Source organism: Pseudacidovorax sp. 1753, from assembly GCF_040544975.1.
GTDB lineage: Bacteria > Pseudomonadota > Gammaproteobacteria > Burkholderiales > Burkholderiaceae_C > Xenophilus.
Window position 1 is genome coordinate 222206 of sequence record NZ_JBEPKY010000004.1, and the last position, 16344, is coordinate 238549.

At 71.4% G+C, this 16344-nt stretch carries 12 protein-coding genes; 4 read left to right on the top strand and 8 right to left on the bottom strand.

The genetic code is table 11. The features are described 5' to 3' along the window. Window positions 1-79: 79 nt before the first annotated feature. On the top strand, window positions 80-1639 hold the full coding sequence (locus ABIC63_RS06830; protein ID WP_354319175.1) for a UdgX family uracil-DNA binding protein: 1560 nt from the start codon (window positions 80-82) through the stop codon (window positions 1637-1639). On the opposite strand, the gene ABIC63_RS06835 is transcribed toward ABIC63_RS06830, so the two are convergent. Both ABIC63_RS06835 and ABIC63_RS06840 read right to left on the bottom strand, forming a co-directional pair. After that, complete coding sequence (locus tag ABIC63_RS06835; RefSeq protein WP_354319176.1) at window positions 1614-2798, bottom strand: metallophosphoesterase; 1185 nt, start codon at window positions 2796-2798, stop codon at window positions 1614-1616. The genes ABIC63_RS06830 and ABIC63_RS06835 overlap by 26 nt on opposite strands. Before the next feature lie 212 nt (window positions 2799-3010). Then, complete coding sequence (locus ABIC63_RS06840; protein ID WP_043117100.1) at window positions 3011-3514, bottom strand: hypothetical protein; 504 nt, start codon at window positions 3512-3514, stop codon at window positions 3011-3013. A 259-nt stretch (window positions 3515-3773) separates the two neighbouring features. On the opposite strand from ABIC63_RS06840, the gene ABIC63_RS06845 reads away from it, so the two are divergent. Then, window positions 3774-4070 carry a hypothetical protein gene (locus tag ABIC63_RS06845; protein WP_244917632.1) on the top strand — a complete coding sequence of 99 codons (297 nt, stop codon included), beginning with the start codon at window positions 3774-3776 and terminating at the stop codon, window positions 4068-4070. A 79-nt stretch (window positions 4071-4149) separates the two neighbouring features. On the opposite strand, the gene ABIC63_RS06850 is transcribed toward ABIC63_RS06845, so the two are convergent. Together ABIC63_RS06850 and mltA are read right to left on the bottom strand one after the other, a co-directional pair. Continuing rightward, complete coding sequence (locus ABIC63_RS06850; protein WP_354319177.1) at window positions 4150-6153, bottom strand: PhoX family protein; 2004 nt, start codon at window positions 6151-6153, stop codon at window positions 4150-4152. Between the two features lie 156 nt (window positions 6154-6309). Next, on the bottom strand, window positions 6310-7590 hold the full coding sequence (gene mltA, locus ABIC63_RS06855; RefSeq protein ID WP_354319178.1) for a murein transglycosylase A: 1281 nt from the start codon (window positions 7588-7590) through the stop codon (window positions 6310-6312). Between mltA and ABIC63_RS06860 the strand changes: the two genes are divergently transcribed. Together ABIC63_RS06860 and ABIC63_RS06865 are read left to right on the top strand one after the other, a co-directional pair. Continuing rightward, window positions 7589-7717 (top strand): hypothetical protein, encoded by a 129-nt coding sequence (locus ABIC63_RS06860; protein ID WP_354319179.1) that lies wholly within the window; start codon window positions 7589-7591, stop codon window positions 7715-7717. The two genes, mltA and ABIC63_RS06860, sit on opposite strands and share 2 nt — an antisense overlap. A gap of 252 nt (window positions 7718-7969) precedes the next feature. Then, window positions 7970-8638: a YiaD family glycine zipper/OmpA-like lipoprotein gene (locus ABIC63_RS06865; RefSeq protein ID WP_294366055.1), complete on the top strand. Its 669-nt coding sequence runs from the start codon at window positions 7970-7972 to the stop codon at window positions 8636-8638. Between the two features lie 110 nt (window positions 8639-8748). Here the strand turns inward: ABIC63_RS06865 and ABIC63_RS06870 are convergent, their stop codons facing one another. Genes ABIC63_RS06870 through ABIC63_RS06885 form a run of 4 tightly spaced genes read right to left on the bottom strand, consistent with a single transcriptional unit; the run spans window position 8749 to window position 16343 of the window. After that, window positions 8749-9384, bottom strand: a complete 636-nt coding sequence (locus tag ABIC63_RS06870) for a response regulator transcription factor (protein WP_354319180.1) — start codon at window positions 9382-9384, stop codon at window positions 8749-8751. Between the two features lie 5 nt (window positions 9385-9389). After that, on the bottom strand, window positions 9390-11462 hold the full coding sequence (locus ABIC63_RS06875) for an ATP-binding protein (protein ID WP_502935851.1): 2073 nt from the start codon (window positions 11460-11462) through the stop codon (window positions 9390-9392). Between the two features lie 16 nt (window positions 11463-11478). Beyond that, window positions 11479-12297, bottom strand: a complete 819-nt coding sequence (locus tag ABIC63_RS06880; RefSeq protein ID WP_354319181.1) for a carbon-nitrogen hydrolase family protein — start codon at window positions 12295-12297, stop codon at window positions 11479-11481. Next, window positions 12294-16343, bottom strand: a complete 4050-nt coding sequence (locus ABIC63_RS06885; protein ID WP_354319182.1) for a YhdP family protein — start codon at window positions 16341-16343, stop codon at window positions 12294-12296. Before ABIC63_RS06885 ends, ABIC63_RS06880 begins: the two co-directional genes overlap by 4 nt. Window position 16344: the final 1 nt, after the last annotated feature.

A 16344-nucleotide genomic window follows, 5' to 3' on the forward strand; every position in this document is an offset into this window, starting at 1 on the left:
CGGGTGCATGAATCCGACCTGTGCGCCGCGGGTCACCTGCCTACAGAACGGGCGCTTCCGCCTCCCTACCTTGCATGCCATGAGTCCCCGTGTCATCACCCTGGAAAGCGAGATCGATTGGCCGGGCTTCCGTCGTGAGGCACGCACGCTGCTGGCGTCCTTGGTCCCGCCCGACGAGGTGGTGTGGCAGACGCCGGGCCACCCCGCGCCGCAGCTGTGGCAGGCCGAGGCCGCGCCTGCGCCTCTCGCCCCTGCGGCGGCGCATCGTCCGCTCAGTGCGTCGCGGCCCGGGAGGCTGGTGGTGCCACCCGCCTTCATCACGCTGTGTGAGAAGGTGGTGCTGCATCAGGACCCGCAACGCTTCGCGCTGCTCTACCGCCTGCTGTGGCGGCTGGTGCACGAGCGCGGACTGCGGCAGGACCCGCTGGACCCCGATCGCCTGCGCGCGCGGCAGATGCTCCAGTCCGTGCGGCGCGACATGCACAAGATGAAGGCCTTCGTGCGCTTCCGTCCCGTCGGCCAGCCCGAAGGCGAGCCGGCGCTCTCCGTGGCGTGGTTCGAGCCGGAGCACCACATCGTCGAAGCGGTGGCGCCCTTCTTCGTGCGGCGCTTCACGCAGATGCACTGGGCCATCCTGACGCCCGAGTGCTCCGTCCGCTGGACGCCGGCGCCCAAGGACACGCCGCCCCTGGCGGGTGACGAGGCCCTGCCCGGCGAACTGGAGTTCGGCCCCGGCGCCTCGCGGGCCCAGGCCCCAGGGCCGGATGAGGGCGAGGCGCTGTGGCTCACCTACTACGCCCACATCTTCAATCCCGCCCGGCTCAAGCTGTCGATGATGGCGCGGGAGATGCCGCGCAAGTACTGGGCGAACCTGCCCGAGGCGCAACTCATCGCGCCCCTGGCGGCGCAGGCGGCTGAGCGCACGGGCCGGATGGTGCAGACCGTGCCGGCCGAGCCGCGTCGCCGCATTCCCGCCCGCGCCCCGCTGCCGCCGGTGGACACGGCCCAGGACCCCGCGCTGACGCTCACCTCCCTCGCCAAGGCTGCAGATCGCTGCCGCGACTGCCCGCTCGGCGAGCACGCCACGCAGGTCGTGTTCGGCGAGGGCGCGCTGCGCCCGCCGCTGATGCTGGTGGGCGAACAGCCCGGCGACCAGGAGGACCTGGCGGGTCATCCCTTCGTTGGTCCGGCCGGTCGCCTGCTGGACCGTGCACTGGAGGAGCTGGGCTGGCCGCGCGAGGCGCTCTTCCTCACCAATGCGGTGAAGCATTTCAAGTTCGAGCTGCGCGGCACCCGCCGCATCCACAAGAGCCCGGGCCAGCGCGAAGTGCTGGCCTGCCAGCAGTGGCTGGAGCGGGAGATCGCGCTGGTGCGTCCCCAGGCCTTCGTGGCCCTGGGCGCCACCGCCGCCCGTGCGCTGGTGGGGCGCGCCGTGCCGGTGATGAGCGAGCGCGGGCAGTGGCTCACCGGACCGGACGATCTGCCGGTGCTCGTCACGCTGCATCCTTCGGCGCTGCTGCGGGGCGACCCCGCCGACCGGGAGACGGCCTGGCGCGCTTGGCTGGACGACCTCGCCCTCGCCGGGCGCTATCTGCGCGGAGAGGATCCGGCCTTCAATCGTCCGCGCGCCGCAGCGTGACGAGCGTGATTTCGGAGGGGGCGCCCAGGCGCTTGGGCGGTCCCCAGTAGCCGGTGCCCCGGCTCACGTAGACCCACATGTCCTGCAGTCGGTGCAGGCCTGCCGTGAAGGGCTGCTGCAGCGGCACGAACAGGTTCCAGGGAAAGAACTGTCCGCCATGCGTGTGGCCCGACAGCTGGAGCTGGAACCCGGCCTCGGCCGCCGCAGGCGCGCTGCGGGGCTGGTGGGCGAGCAGGATGCGCGTCGCCACCATCGGAGGCGCATCGCGCAGCGCCTCCTGGGGATCGCTTTCATGCGCGGCGTCGAAGTGGCCGGCGGTGTAGTCGGTCACGCCGGCCACCAGCAACGCGCTGTCGAGGATCTCCTCGTCGGTCTGCGCGCCGTGCACGCTGCGCGTCTGCAGTACGACATGCTCGTTCAGCAGCACCTTCAGGCCCAGGCGGCGCAGTTCGTCGATCCAGGCATGGGCGCCGGCGTAGTACTCGTGGTTGCCGGTCACCACGAAGGTGCCGTGGCGCGCCCGCAGCCGTGCGAGCGGTGCCACATGCGCGCGCAGCTCGTCCACCGAGCCGTCGACCAGGTCGCCGGTGATGGCCACCATGTCGGCGCCGAGCCGGTTCACCTCCTCCACGATCCGGGCGATGTAGGCGGCGCGGATGGTCGGGCCCACATGCAGGTCGCTCAACTGGGCGATGGTGAAGCCGGCCAGGCGCGCGGGCAGCCCGGCGATGGGCACCTCCACGCGGCGCACCGGCGGCGTGCGCCGGGCAAAGAACAAGCCCACCAGCGAATCGGCCGTGGCCAGTGCCATGACGGCCAGGGCGCTGCCCTGTTCCCACGAGGCGCGGTCCATGGACAGATCGGCGAGCCGCGTGACGGCCCAGGCCGAGAGCAGCCCGATGTCGCGCAGCACCGCCAGCACGAACACCGAGGAGAACCAGCCCATGGCCAGCAGGCCGACCCAGCGCACCGGGGCGCGCAGCACGTCGGGCAGGGGCAGTCGGCGAAGGAAGGGCAGCGGCATGGTCACGGCCGACAGCAGCAGCAGCAGCGCAAAGACCGGCCAGGCGCCGGTCGCCTGCGCCAGGGCAGGCAGCAGCCGCACGGCCAGGAAGACGTGCAGCAGCGTGGTCAGAAAGGCGAGGGGAGCGAGAGGCATGGCAGGCGGGCGCCATTTTGCTGCGCCGCAGCAAAATGCGCACGTGGGGAAACCCGCTGTCCTTGCAGAAGCGGGTAATAAAAAGCGCTAAAGGTAAGAAATTACCGCCGGCGTGTGAGCCAACCGGCGGGCGACCCCGGACGCCCCGCGCTCACAAGGTGTGAATGAATCCGGCGTGGACGAGCGGGCATGTCGGGGCCGTTCACACCTTGTCAGTGGTCGGCCTGCGGACCTTGGGCCAGGGCCTGCGGCGGATGCGTGGCGGCGGCGATGTCGAAGTTGGACGGCCACAGGAACAGCGTCCGTCCCGGAGCGCCCAGCGCCACGTTGAGCGTCTGCGTGAGCGTCAACGGCCCGAGCGTCGCCTGCACGTCGTAGGTGCCGGGAGCCAGCCGCGCCAGCATGTAGGGGCCATGGGCCACCGCATCGAGCACCTGTTCGCCGTTGTACTTGTTGACCACGCGCACCTTCACGGGCTCGTCGAACTGGCCGCGCTGGCCGCGCGAGACCGCGAACTCGAGGGTGGCGCCCCAGCGCGGCGAGACCATCTCCATGAAGGCCTGCTGTTCGCGACCCACGCCACCGCACATGTATTCGGTGCCCTGCGGCGCCATGAGGATGTCCGGCAGCGGCGCGGCGGAGGCAGGGCCCGCAGACAGGACGCAGGCGCCGGCGGTGACGGCGGCGGAAAGAAGACGGGAGAGCCGGAAGGACATGGACTTCTTCAACAACGGTGGACGGTGCGCGGCCCGGATCGACCCGGCCTTGCGGGCCGCAACGGCGGCCGGGCCATTGTGCTCAGCAAGAATCGGGCGCAGTCTGGGGACTGCTCCCCTTGACAGCAGGCGCCGGCACGGGCGGGCTTTGGCGCCGGAATGCGCCAGCATGGGGCATCGGCAGCGGGCGTGCACCTACAGGCGGGGGCCGCCCGGCGGTCTACAAGCGTCGCTTCTCTGCCTATTTCCGATGCCTGCCATGACCCAGCCCGGTTTCCCCCAGACGCCCGACTCGCCCGTCGAGCCCGCCCGCACCGACGGCCAGCAATCCTGGCTCGACGCGATGAAGGCCTTCGATGCCCGACGCCCCGACCTGCCGGGCGAGCACCTGGTGGTGCTGGGCCTGGGGGTGGCCCTGCTGCTGTCCTCGGGCCGGAGCCGCTCGATCCTGGGCCGGCTGGTCAAGGCGGCGGCCGGCGGTGCCCTGGTGGCACGCGCCGCCAGCGGCACCGGCGGCGTGGCCCGCGTGGCGCGGGTCATCTCCAAGGTCACCTGAGGAAGGGCGCGCCCGTCAGGCCACGACGGACGCGCCTTCGAGGCGGCCGGGCGGCATCGCGCCGGGCCGCCCTGCGCGCTCAGCCCTTGACCAGTCGGTACTGGACGGGGTCTGCGGTGAGGTAGCCGACCGCGCAACCGTCGCCGTAGTTCGAGCGGATCAGCGGCTCCAGCGTGCCCTTGACGACGTTGTGGATGCTTCCCCAGTCGCCCGGGTGCTGGAAGTTGCTCATGATGTAGGTCCAGCCATTGATCTCGTCCACCGCATGCAGGCCGGTGGATTCGGCGCCGGCCGGCGTCGAGAGGATGCGCGACAGCTTCTTCGTGTCCACGTTGTACGCCCACAGGAAGTTGTTGACGTGGTGGCCGCTGTCTTCACCGATGAAGAGCGTGCGCATCTTCTCGGAGAACTTCAGGTTGTCCGCGCTGGAGATCTTGTCCGGGTTGGTCGTGTTGCCCAAGCTGTCGGGGGTGCTCAGGTCCTCGCCCGTGAGCAGCACGCGCGAGCTCACCGCCACCCATTCGCTGTCGATGGCCGCGCCGGAGGAATCCTTGGCGCCGCCGCCCAGCTTGTGCTCCAGCACCACGCCGCAGTTCAGCACCTTGGGGAAGGTCACGTTGGCGCTGCTCATCCAGGCGCTGTTGCCGTTGACCATCGAGCTCTGCACATTGGCAAGCGCCGAGTAGGCCACCTTGTCCTTGACGTTCACCGTCGTGCCTTCCATCTTGGTGAAGGCCATGCTGCCGCCCTTGAGGGCGGCATAGCGGTGGGTTTCCAGGAAGGCGGCGGCCTTGTCCTTGTTGGTCTTGACCTTGATCCAGTTGGCCTTGCCGCTGTACATGATCCGGGTGTACGTCGCGTCGGCCGGATCGGCGGTCTGCACGTCCATGATGTCCGTGGGCACCAGGGCGTTGGCCAGCGCCTCGATCTCCGCGCTCGTGGCATGGCCGAGGTTGATCCACGTGAGCCTGGCGGTGCTGGTGTCCGTCAGCACCTCGTCGTAGCGCGCCACGTACAGCGTGCCAGCCGACAGATCACGGGCCTTGTCGGCCACGAACATGAACAGGCCGCCGTTGGTGGCGTCGTCGCCCATCAGCGCGGTGCGCTCGTCGGGCATGACGTGGATCAGCTCGTGCGAGATGCGGCCCAGGCAGTAATGCTTCTTGCAGCTGCCGGTGCCGTCGGCATTGACGGTGATCTCGGGCAGATGGCCGTAGTGGTACGGGTTGGCCTTGGTCGCATCGCCGAACACGTTCTTGCTGTAGGCCTGGAACATCGTGTTGGAGGCGATGGTGAAGGCGTCCGGCTCGTACTCCTCGCTCGACAGATGGGTGCCCCAGGGCGACAGGCTGGCGCCGCAGGTGATCCACAGGCCATGCGCGGCCGAGGTGTCGACGTTGTGGTACTTGACCAGCGACAGCTTGCCCGTCTTCGGGTCCTGATCGAGCGTGAGCACGGCGATGGGCGAGGGCAGCTTGCCATACATGTCGGTCTTGCGATCCTGCGCCAGGCTGGTGTACTCGAACTGCACCACGGCGAACACCGCATTGCCCTTGACGCCGCTCACCTTGGCGCCCGGCACCGTCAGCAGCGAGCTGCCATCGGCGCAGTCCGAGAAGAACTGGCGCTCCTTGCCGGCCACCGAGCTGTCGATGATCGGCTTGTTGTTGATGTCGTAGTAGCCGCCGGCCAGGACGGTGCCGCCCTTGCCGTCCGGCACCATCTGCCCGCTGATGAAGTAGGGCTGGTAGGCCAGGTTGTAGCTGACGCTGCTGCCGTCGTTGAACGCGACCTTCATGACCGAGCTGGTCGTCGTGGTGGCCATCTCGGCTGGCTTGACGAGCGATGGCGCGGGCATGCTGCTGAACTCGGTGGACACGTACTGCGCGGCGGGTGCCGGAACGGGCGCAGGGGCGGGCGCCGGGCTGGGCGTCACGCCCGCGAAGTTGAAGTTGCCGTCGCTGCCGCCGCCGCAGGCGGTCAGCAGGGCGGCGCCGCCCAGCGGCAGCAGCGGCGCGGTGCCGAAGAGCTTCAGCGCCTTGCGGCGCGTGGGGACGGAAAGGGTGCTGTCGTGGGTCGTCATCGTCGGACTCTCTAACGGGGGAGAACAAGGCCGGGCCGCCGCGGAGGTCGGGCGCTGGCCGAAAGCCGTGACGATGGCGCCGCTCGATGACAGCGGCGTGAAATGGTCAGCCTGGTGGCAGTTTTTTGCGATAGGCGCCAGGCCGGCCGGGGCTCCTCAGAATCCGGCGCCCGAGGGATCCACCCCGCGCGGCCACAGCGCCCACAGCCGCAGCGGCTGCTTCATGCGCGCCGCGAAGCGGCCGGCCTCGGCGCCGGTGCCGGCGAAGAAGTCGGCGCGCACGGCACCCAGGATGGCGCTGCCCGTGTCCTGCGCCACCACCAGCCGCGACATCTGCGCCACCGGGCCGCTGGTGGCCAGCCACACCGGCGTGCCGTAGGGGATGGACTCGCGGTCCACCGCGATGGAACGCCCCGCCGTCAGCGGCACGCCCTGGGCACCGCGCGGGCCGAAGGCGGCATCCAGCTCGGTCAGCGGCTCCTCGCGGAAGAACACGTAGCGCGGATTGCTCCACAGCATCTGCTGCACGCGCTGGGGGTTCTGGCGCGCCCAGTCCTTCACGTCCTCCGGCCAGCGGCCGATGGGCGACACGCCCTGGCTGGCCAGCCACTGCTGCACGCTGCGGTAGGGCTGCTCGTTGGTGCCGGCGAAGGCCAGGCGCACCGTGCGGCGGCTGCCGTCGGGCTCGGTGACCTGCAGCCGGCCGGAGCCCTGGATGTGCAGCATCAGTGCATCGACCGGGTCGGACAGCCAGGCGATCTCGCGCCCGCGCAGCGCCGCCTGGGCCTCGGGCAGGGTGTCGATCTGCTGGCGGGTGTACCAGGGCCGGCGCGGCGCCCAGCCGGCCGGCGTCTGGTAGAGCGGCACGGCATAGGTCGAAGAGGGCGTGCGGCTGGCCTCGAAGACGGGCTCGTAGTAGCTGGTGAGCATGCCCTGCGACTGGCCATCGGCCGCCTCCACGCGGTAGGGCTGCAGCCGCTCCATCAGGAAGGCGCGCTGCTCCTCGGGGGTGCCGATCGACAGCCGGCGCAGCTCCTGGCACAGCGGCGAGATCACGGCGTTGGGACGCTGGCAGTTGGCCATGAGCACGATCCAGGCCTCGTGCATGGCGTCGTCCTGCACGCCGGGCAATTCGGACCAATCGACGGGGACCCAGCGGCTCTTGGGATGGGTGAGCGGCCCCGTGAGCGGTGCCAGCGGCGGCTGGGGTGGTGGCGCGGTGGGCGCCACCGTGCGCGCGGTCGGCACCGGCGCCGAGGCGCAGCCGGCCAGCACCGCTACGATGGCCGCCGCGGCCAGGGCCGCCAGGCTGCGCCAGCGCCCGCGGCCGTACCGGCGCAGGGCCGTGCCGCTGCGCGAGGGCATGGGCTCGGGCGCGGTGGCAATGCCGCCCTCCAGGGTGAACAGCCGAGAAACTTGTGGAGCATTGGGACGCATGTATTTGATTCTGCTGGAGGCATTCGCCGCATTGGCGGTATTGGTGCTGATTGTGTGGTGGACCATGTTCCACGGTCGTCGCGGGGGTGAACTGCCCCCGGACGAGGACCCCGAGCAGAAGCCCTGAACCCTGTCGGACAGGCGGCCAGCGCTCTGTGGGAAGGGCATGCGACCTGCCGGGCGCCAAAGGGTCGGGCGGTTCATTTTTGATAGCAATCAAGTCTTGCCGACAAAGAAAGATCCGCATATTGAGGGGGCAGGACCCGCTGCTTCCGATGCCTCGCCGCCATGCCGGGTGCCTCCCATAATGGCGCCAACCCGCCGGGTGGACGGACGTCCCGGCCATGGTCAGGCGGGTGCCATTCAAGGAGAAACAACCATGCAAAGACTTTCCGGCAAGCTCGTCCTCAGTGCCGCCACCCTGGCCGTGGCCCTGACCGGCTGCGCCAACATGAGCGACACCCAACGTACCACCGGCATGGGCGCCGGCATCGGCGCGCTGGGCGGCGCGGCCATCGGCGCCGCCACCGGCAACAGCCGCACGGCCGCCACCGGCGCGGCCATCGGGGCCGGCGTGGGCGCCCTGGGCGGCTACCTGTGGTCGCAGCGCATGGAGAACCAGAAGCGCCAGATGGAGCAGGCCACCCAGGGCACCGGCATCGCCGTGTCCCAGACCGCCAACAACGAGCTGAAGCTGGCCATCCCGAGCGACGCCGGCTTCGACACCGGCCGCGCCAATATCCGCCCGACCCTGGCGGGCGTGCTGGACCAGTTCGCCACCGGCCTGCGCAACAACCCGAACGCCGAAGTGCGCATCATCGGCCACACCGACAACACGGGCACCGATGCCATCAACGACCCGCTGTCGGTGCAGCGCGCCGCCGCCACCCGGGACTACCTGACTTCGCGCGGCGTGCCGGCGCGGGCCATCCAGATCGACGGCCGCGGCTCGCGCGAGCCCGTGGCCAGCAACGCCACCGACGCCGGCCGCGCGCAGAACCGCCGCGTCGAGATCTACGTCGGCGAGCGCGCCCCCAACCGCGGTTGATCCACAGCGCCGCCTGCCTTCTCCGTGGGCGGCGGCGGACGACCAAACGCCGTGGACCGGTCCCTCGGGACTGGCCGCGGCGTTGTCGCGTCCGGCCGGGCGCGGCGCACTCAGGCGTCCGCGCCGCGCAGCAGGTTGGCCAGCTCGACGGCCGACTTCACTTCCATCTTGTCGAACACGCGCGCGCGGTGCACTTCCACCGTGCGCACGCTGATCGACAGCTCGTCGGCGATCAGCTTGTTGGGCAGTCCGCGCACCACACGGCGCAATACCTCGCGCTCGCGCTCTGTCAGCTCCTCCAGCCGCTGCTGGATGCGCTGACGCGCCTGCCGCACGTCGATGGCGGCCTGCGACAGGCGCAGCGCCTCCTCCACGCGGTCCACCAGGGCGTTGTCCGAGAAGGGCTTCTCGCAGAAGTCGAAGGCGCCGCGCTTGACGGCGTCGACCGCCGTGGGCACGTCGGCATGGCCGGTGAGGAAGATCACGGGCATCTCGTTCAGCTGGCCAGCGCCGGCCAGACGGTCGAACAGCGCCAGGCCGCTGGTGCCGGGCATACGCACGTCCAGCAGCAGGCAGCGGGGCTGGTTGCGGAAGGCGGTGCTCTCCTCCAGCCGGGCGGTGAAGGCGTCGGCACTGGCGAAATGCTCGCTGGCCAGGCGGCGCGAGCGCAGCAGCCAGGCCAGGGCCTCGCGCACGCTCGCGTCGTCGTCGACGATGAAGATGAGGGCGTCGATGAGGGGTTGCATGGGGGTCAGAAGGAAAGGGGCGCCGCCTCGCCGCGGCCCGTCGGCAGCGTGAAGCGGAAGACGGTGCCGCGCGGGCGGTTGGGCGCGTGTCCGAGGGCGCCGCCGTGCTGCTCGACCACCGTGCGGCACAGGCTCAGGCCGAGGCCCATGCCGTCGCGGCGGGTGGTGAAGAAGGGGGTGAACAGGCGTTCCTGCACTTCGGCGTCGATGCCGCAACCCTCGTCGGCCACGCTGAAGGCGATCCAGCGGCGGGTGTCGCCGGCACCGCCGTCCGCAAGTTCTGCGCCGAGCGTGAGCACGCGGCGCCGCAGCTCGGGCCGGTCCATGGCCTGCATGCCGTTGCGGGCGAGGTTGAGCAGCACCTGCTCGACCAGCGAGCGGTCGCACAACACCGGCGGCAGATTGGCGGGCACCTTCAGTTCGACACGCACGTCCAGCTTGCGGGCCTGCAGCTGCACCAGCGGCATCACGGCTTCGAACAGCTGCAGCGGCGTCACCGGCTCGCGCGCACGCTCGCGGCGACGCACGAAGTCGTGCACGCTGCGGATCACGCGGCCGGCGCGCTCGGCCTGCTCGGCGATGCGGCGCATGGCCAGCGCCAGCTGATGGCGGTCCTCGGCCTCCTGGCCGGGCAGCGGCGGACTTTCGAGCAGATTGATCGACCCGGTCGCATAGCTGGCGATGGCGGCCAGCGGCTGGTTGAGCTCGTGGCTCAGCAGCGAGGCCATCTCGCCCACCGTGGCCAGGCGGGCGGTGGCCTGCAGCCGCTCCTGGCTGGCGCGCGACATCTCCTCGATGCGGCGCTGCTCGCTCAGGTCGACGATGGCGCTCATCCAGCCGGTCTGCACCCGCCGGTCGTCGATCAGCGGCGTCTCGAAGATCAGCACCGGGAAGCGACTGCCGTCCTTGCGGCGGAACACCGACTCGTAGCCTTCGCGCGCCGTGCCGCCGCTGGCCTGGCGCATGTGCTGGCGGTTGCGGTATTCCGCGGCCAGTTCGGGCGGCCAGTAGGGCATCTCGTCCGCGCGGCCCAGCAGCTCTTCGGCGGTGAAGCCCACCATGTCGCAGAAGGCGGCATTGACGTAGGTGACGCGGCCGTCCAGATCGCGGGCGCGCAGGCCGGTGAGCACCGAGTCCTCCATCGCCTTGCGGAAGGCGAGGGTGTTCGACAGGTCGTGTTCCACGCGCAGCCGCCTGCGCGTGTCGCGCGCCAGCAGCACCAGCACCGACACCAGCGCGATGGACATGGCCGTGACCAGGCCGGTGAGCAGGTTGGGGAAGAGGTCCGGCGCGCTGCGCCAGCCGTCCACGCGCAGCATCAGCGTGAGGCCGGGCAGCTCCAGCGCCTGCTGCGCCGTGAACACGCGGTTGCCGGCGCGCCGGGCGGTGCCGATGCTGGCCAGGCGCGTGCCGTCCAGCTCCAGCAGCGAGACCTCCTGGCCGCGGGTCATGCTCGCGTCCAGCATCTCGGAGAGCACGCCGCGCAGCGAATAGAGGGCGATCAGGTAGCCGCCGTGGCGCGAGGGCAGGCAGACCTCCAGCACCTCGATGCCGCCGCCGCCGGGCAGCGGCAGGTAGTGGGACGGCGCATAGGCGCCACCGCGCTGGCGCTCGGCCGCGGTGCAGGCCTGAACCAGCTCCGGCAGGCTGGACGGGCGCTGCTGCAGGTCCAGCGGATGCGGCCGGTAGGGCGTGTCCTCGGCCGTCTGCAGCACCAGCGAGGCGTCGCGCCGCTCGATGCGCAGCCACTCGCGGTGCCCGCGCAGCAGCTGCGCCGCTTCGTTGGAAAAGCGCTGCGGGTCGGCATCGGTGGCCTGCAGGCTCTGCAGGTTGCGCGCGAGCGCGGAGCGCAGCTCGGACGTGGCGTCGGCGGTGTCGCGCTCCAGCCGCTGCTGCACCTGCTCGATCTCGTGGCGCCCCGCCAGCCAGACCACCGTGATGAGCAGGCCCATCACCAGCAGCGCCATCAGCACCCACAGGAACCAGCGGCGCCACATCGAGCGCAGGCGCCGCCAGCCCGGGGGCGGCAATGCGGCGGCCTCGGTCGGCAGCTCGGCGGCGGGCAGGGTGGCGCTCATCGACGAAGGGCCCGGCTCACAGCACGCGGTGGCCCAGCGCCGGCAGCTGTTCGCGGCAGGCGGCCAGGCGCGCGATGTCCAGTTCGGCGATCACCACGCCTTCGCCCTCGTCGCGACGTTCGGCCAGCATCTGGCCCCAGGGCTCGGCCACCAGCGTCTGGCCCCAGGTGCGCCGGCCGTTCTCGTGCCGGCCGCCCTGGGCAGGCGCGGCCACGAAGGCCAGGTTCTCGACCGCGCGGGCGCGCAGTAGCAGCTCCCAGTGGGCCTGGCCGGTGGTGTGGGTGAAGGCGGCGGGCACCAGCAGCAACTCGGCGCCCTGGGCCGACAGCTGGCGGTACAGCTCCGGAAAGCGCAGGTCGTAGCAGACCGAGAGGCCCACCTTCCAGCGGTGGCCGTCGCGCGAGGGCAGCTCGAACAGCGTCGGCGTGCCGCCGGGTGCGATGACGCGCGACTCGTCGTAGCGCTCGCGGCCGTTGTCGAAGCAGAAGAGATGGATCTTGTCGTAGCGCGCCACGCAGTCGCCCGTCGGCGCATAGGCGAGCGAGGTGTTGAACACATGGGCCTCGTCCGCCGCCTGCAGGGGCAGCGTGCCGCCCACGATCCACAGGCCGAACTCGCGGGCGCAGGCCGCCAGGAAGTCCTGCACGGGCCCCTGGCCGGGCGCTTCGCGCAGCGGCAGCTTGTCGGTGTCGCGGTGGCCCATGAGGCAGAAATACTCGGGCAGCGCGGCCAGTTCGGCACCCGCCTCGGCGGCCTGGGCGAGCAGGGCGCGGGCCCGCGCGAGGTTGTCCTCGCGCACGGGGCCCGAGACCATCTGGATGGCGGCGATCTTCATGGTTTGGCTTCGTTGTCGGTGGCAGTGCCGGCGCCCGGTTGTGCCGCCGCGCGCGGCACCTTGACCACGCGCGGATCGGCCCAGGTGCCGTCGATCAGGAACTCCTGCGTGGTGGCGGCCACCAGCGGACGGCTCAACACCATCTGCGCCAGGAAGGTGCCCAGGCCCACCGCCGGGTTGATGGCCGTGGCCACCAGCGCGGCCGTGCCGGCGTTGATCTCGGGAATCACCACCACCCGCAGCTGCTGCGTCTCGTGCGCGATGTCGGCCGAGCCGTCCATGAAGACGGCGGCATTCACACCCTTCATCTGCAGGTTGTTGGTGCTGGCGATGCCGTTGGCGATGCGCGCGTCGCCGCGGATCTGGTCGAAGGCGAAGCCGGCGCTGAACAGGTCGCGGAAGTCCAGCGTCAGCCGGCGCGGCAGCGCCTGCAGGTTGATCACGCCCAGCAGCTTGGCGATGCCGGGCTCGGCCTTGAGGAACTGGCCGCTCGTCACGTCCACGTGCAGCTGGCCGCCCAGCGAGGCCAGGTCCAGGTCGAAGGGCGAGCCCTGCCAGTTCACGGAACCGCCGAGCTGCCCCTTGCCGGAGGCGAGCACCCCGGGCATTCCGAAGCGGCCGAGCAGCGCGCCGGCATCCTGCATGTCGAGCGTGAAGTCCAGCGTCATGTGGCGCTTGGCGCCCGTGGAGGTGGGCGGTGCCCAGCGGCCCTTGGCCTCCAGGCGCGCCTCGGGCAGCGTGAAGGCCAGCTTGTCGAGCCGCCATTCGCGCCGGCCGCCTTCGGCGGACTGCGTGGCCGCCACGACCTCGGCCCGGCCCAGGTGGCGGCCGAGCAGTTCCAGGTCGTCCACCACCACGTCCAGCGCCGGCAGGTCCTCGGGCGGGGCGGTGTCGAGCAGCGACTCCACCTGCTCGCGCGACTCGCCCGGCGCGATGCGCAGGTAGGCCAGCCGCGCCTTCACCTGGGCGGGCGCCTGGTTGCGGTACTCGACGCTGCCGCTCAGCTCGCGGGCCTGCACCTTGGCCTTGTACAGATTACCTTCGATGGTGCCGTCCACCGTCAGATCGTGCAGCGTGCGGCCGGCCACCTGCAGGCGGCCGGCCTGCAGCGCAACGCGGTTGGGCAGCCAGGGCGAGGCGGCCACCGCCTGGGCGGTGCCCGGCGGTGCGGGCGTGGCCGGGGCGGCCGGCGCCTTCTGCGTCGCCAGGGCGCGCCAGGCGTCCACGTCGATGTCGTCCAGGTGGATCTGCGCCAGCACGCCGTTGGCCGGCAGCGTCTTCGAGCCGGCCACGGCCGTGCCGACACGCAGCGCGCCGCGCACCACGGTGGGCTGCGGCGTGTCGAGCTCGCGCACGTACTCGGCCGAGGCCACGTCGCCCAGGCGCACGTCGATGGTCTCGGTGCGGCCGCGGCGCGCTTCCTCGGCCTGGCGCAGGCCGAGGCGAAGCGGGCGCGTCGCTTCGGCAGATTTGCCCAGGGGTGCCGGCAGGTCCATGCCCAGACCCTGCAGGCTGCTCTCGAACTGGAAGTCGGGGACGCCGTTCTGCAGCTGCAGGCTGGCCGTGTAGCTGCTGCCGCCCTGCAGCCGGCCGGCCAAACCGTTGAGTTCGGGCTGGCCTTCCACCGTGCGCAGGCCTTCGGCCGTGAACTGGCCCTGGGCCTTGAGCGCAAGCGGCTTGGTGGTGCCGCCGTAGCCGCCCTGGCCTTCGATGCGGATGGGGCCGCCGGCCAACTGGGCCTGCACGCCGGCCAGCGAGAAGCCGCTGTCGGTGAACTGCAGCGTGCCCTTGACCTGCGTGAACGATGGCGAATTCGGCACCAGCCGCACGTCGTTGCCCGGCAGGGCGACGCTGGCCTTGACCTGCGTCTGCGCCATCTGCGTGAGCGGCATGTCCATGTCGAAGCGGTAGTCGGCGTTGCCGCTGGCCTGGATGCCCCCGATGAAGCTGCGGGCGTCGCCGGTGAGCGGCGCGCCCTGGCGCAACAGATCGGCCACCGGGCCGCGGGCCTGCAACTGCAGCAGCAGCCGGGGCGCATGGGCGAGGTCGGGAATGCGGGCCTCGCCCTTGACCAGTTCGATGGAGGGCGCCCCCGCCATGCGGCCCCGGGCGTTCAGCACCTGCATCGTCTGCCGGTCGAACACCAGCTCGCCCGACAGGCCGGTGACGGCCGGCCAGGCCGCGTGGCCGGTGGGCACATGCGGCACGTAGTTGAAGTGCACGTCCTGCACCTGGGCTGTGATGCGGAAGGCGTCCTGCGGCGCCGCCGAAGGCACATGGTGCAGGTCGCCGCGGATGCGGAACTGCACGTCGCTGGCGCGGCCCTTGACCACGGCGTCGCGCACGTAGTGGCGCGTCTCGGCCGGGATGCCCAGCGGCAGGTAGCGGTGCACGCGCGTGCCGTCGGCGCGGGTGAGCTGCGCCGTGAGATCGAGCACGCCCGGAAAGCGGCCCTGCCCGGCGGGTGCGGGCTGCCCGGTGTGCCAGCGGATCTGCGCGCTGCCTTCCGCGTCGGCATTGGCCAGGCGCAGGTCGGGCAGCCGCACATCGATGTCCTCGTCCTTGCGGGTCCAGTGCACGGTGGTGTCGAGCCGGTCGACCGGCACCGAGGGTTCCTCGAACACGCCCGGCACGTCGACCGCGCCGTTGCGGATCGCCAACCGGGCGGTGCCGCCGGCCTGGTTCAGGTCGACCTCGGCGTCCAGGCCACGCACGCCAGGCGAACCCAGGTGGTGGCCATCGGGCGTGGCGTTGCGTCCGTCCGCCGCCACTGCCAGGCCCTTCACGCGCAGCCTGGCCTGGTAGCGCGTGGGCGAATCGGCCGGGCCCTGCCAGCTGCCCTCGATGTGTTCGAGCAGGCCGCGCGGCGCCCGCACCGCGAGCAGGCGCCGCACCTGGGTGCCGATGGGCAGCCGGTCGGCAATGAGGGCCATCGCGCCCAGGTCCAGCTGGTCCGCCCGCAGTGCGCCGCTCTCGGGCGTGCGGCCGTTGGCCGGGTGCGTGCGCAGCCAGAAGTTGCCGCCGGGCCAGCGCTGTCCATCGCCGGTGGCGAACTGCAGGTTCTGGGTCGAGAACTCGAACAGCTGGTCGGTGGCGCGTACCGCGAGGCGCCCGGTCAGGTCGCGCAGTTGCAGGGGCTCGAGCTGGGCCCCGAGCACGGCGTCGATGCGCGACAGGGCCAGGTCGGCCGCGCCGCCCACGGCCCGGCCGGATTCGACGTCGATCCAGGCCCGCACGGCGCCCAAGCCCTCGCGGATGCGGGCGTCGAGCTTGACGTACTGGCCCAGCCGGGTGACGTCGATGGCGGGCAGGTCGGCATAGAGCTGGCCGCTCCAGTCGCGCCAGTCGCCGCTGCGCAGGCTCAGCAGCGGCTGGCGGAAGCGGCCATTGATGGAGAAGCGCTGCCCCCAGCCTTCCGGCGGTGTGGCGTCCAGTCGCATCGCATGGCTGCGCACGCCGTTGCGCACCACGAAGCGCACGTCTGCCAACGTGAGCGTGGGCGCATCGCGTGTCTCGTCGGTCCAGCGCACCGTGCCGTGCTCGACCACCACTTCGCGCTGCGAGAAGAGCCAGTCGGCGCCCGGGCTGTCGTCCTTGCGGTCGTCGGGGTTGAGCACCACGCCGGCGATGCGCAGCCGGCCGTCGGCATCGCGCCGCACGTCGAGCTCGGGCCGCTCGATGTAGAGCTGCTCGAAGCCGCGGTGCCACAGGGAGCGCGGCGACACGCTGGCCACGACGCGCGCCAGCCGCAACGCCTCGCCGCGGCCGGGGTCTTCCAGCACGACGTCGTGCAGCTCGATGGTCGGGAACAGGCTCCTGGAGTACGCCTCCAGCGAGCCGATGCGAACGGGTACCCCTGCGAGACGGCTGGCTTGCGCCTCCAGCGCGCCGCGCCACTCGCCGATCCGCGGCACAATCCACGCGTGTAGGACGACGACGCACAGGCCGACGAGCAACCAGCCGGCCACCACCAGGGCCAGCAGCCAGCGTGCTGCGGCAGCTGCGATCCTGAGCAGACGTGGAGGAGATGGCGTCGTGACATTCATG

Bases quoted from the DNA above. Each gene is read 5' to 3' on its own strand.
- ABIC63_RS06830 (WP_354319175.1), top strand. From the start codon at position 80: ATGAGTCCCCGTGTCATCACCCTGGAAAGCGAGATCGATTGGCCGGGC.
- ABIC63_RS06845 (WP_244917632.1), top strand. From the start codon at position 3,774: ATGACCCAGCCCGGTTTCCCCCAGACGCCCGACTCGCCCGTCGAGCCC.
- ABIC63_RS06880 (WP_354319181.1), bottom strand. From the start codon at position 12,297: ATGAAGATCGCCGCCATCCAGATGGTCTCGGGCCCCGTGCGCGAGGAC.
- ABIC63_RS06870 (WP_354319180.1), bottom strand. From the start codon at position 9,384: ATGCAACCCCTCATCGACGCCCTCATCTTCATCGTCGACGACGACGCG.
- ABIC63_RS06835 (WP_354319176.1), bottom strand. From the start codon at position 2,798: ATGCCTCTCGCTCCCCTCGCCTTTCTGACCACGCTGCTGCACGTCTTC.
- ABIC63_RS06840 (WP_043117100.1), bottom strand. From the start codon at position 3,514: ATGTCCTTCCGGCTCTCCCGTCTTCTTTCCGCCGCCGTCACCGCCGGC.
- ABIC63_RS06885 (WP_354319182.1), bottom strand. From the start codon at position 16,343: ATGAATGTCACGACGCCATCTCCTCCACGTCTGCTCAGGATCGCAGCT.
- ABIC63_RS06865 (WP_294366055.1), top strand. From the start codon at position 7,970: ATGCAAAGACTTTCCGGCAAGCTCGTCCTCAGTGCCGCCACCCTGGCC.
- ABIC63_RS06875 (WP_502935851.1), bottom strand. From the start codon at position 11,462: ATGAGCGCCACCCTGCCCGCCGCCGAGCTGCCGACCGAGGCCGCCGCA.
- ABIC63_RS06860 (WP_354319179.1), top strand. From the start codon at position 7,589: ATGTATTTGATTCTGCTGGAGGCATTCGCCGCATTGGCGGTATTGGTG.
- ABIC63_RS06850 (WP_354319177.1), bottom strand. From the start codon at position 6,153: ATGACGACCCACGACAGCACCCTTTCCGTCCCCACGCGCCGCAAGGCG.
- mltA (WP_354319178.1), bottom strand. From the start codon at position 7,590: ATGCGTCCCAATGCTCCACAAGTTTCTCGGCTGTTCACCCTGGAGGGC.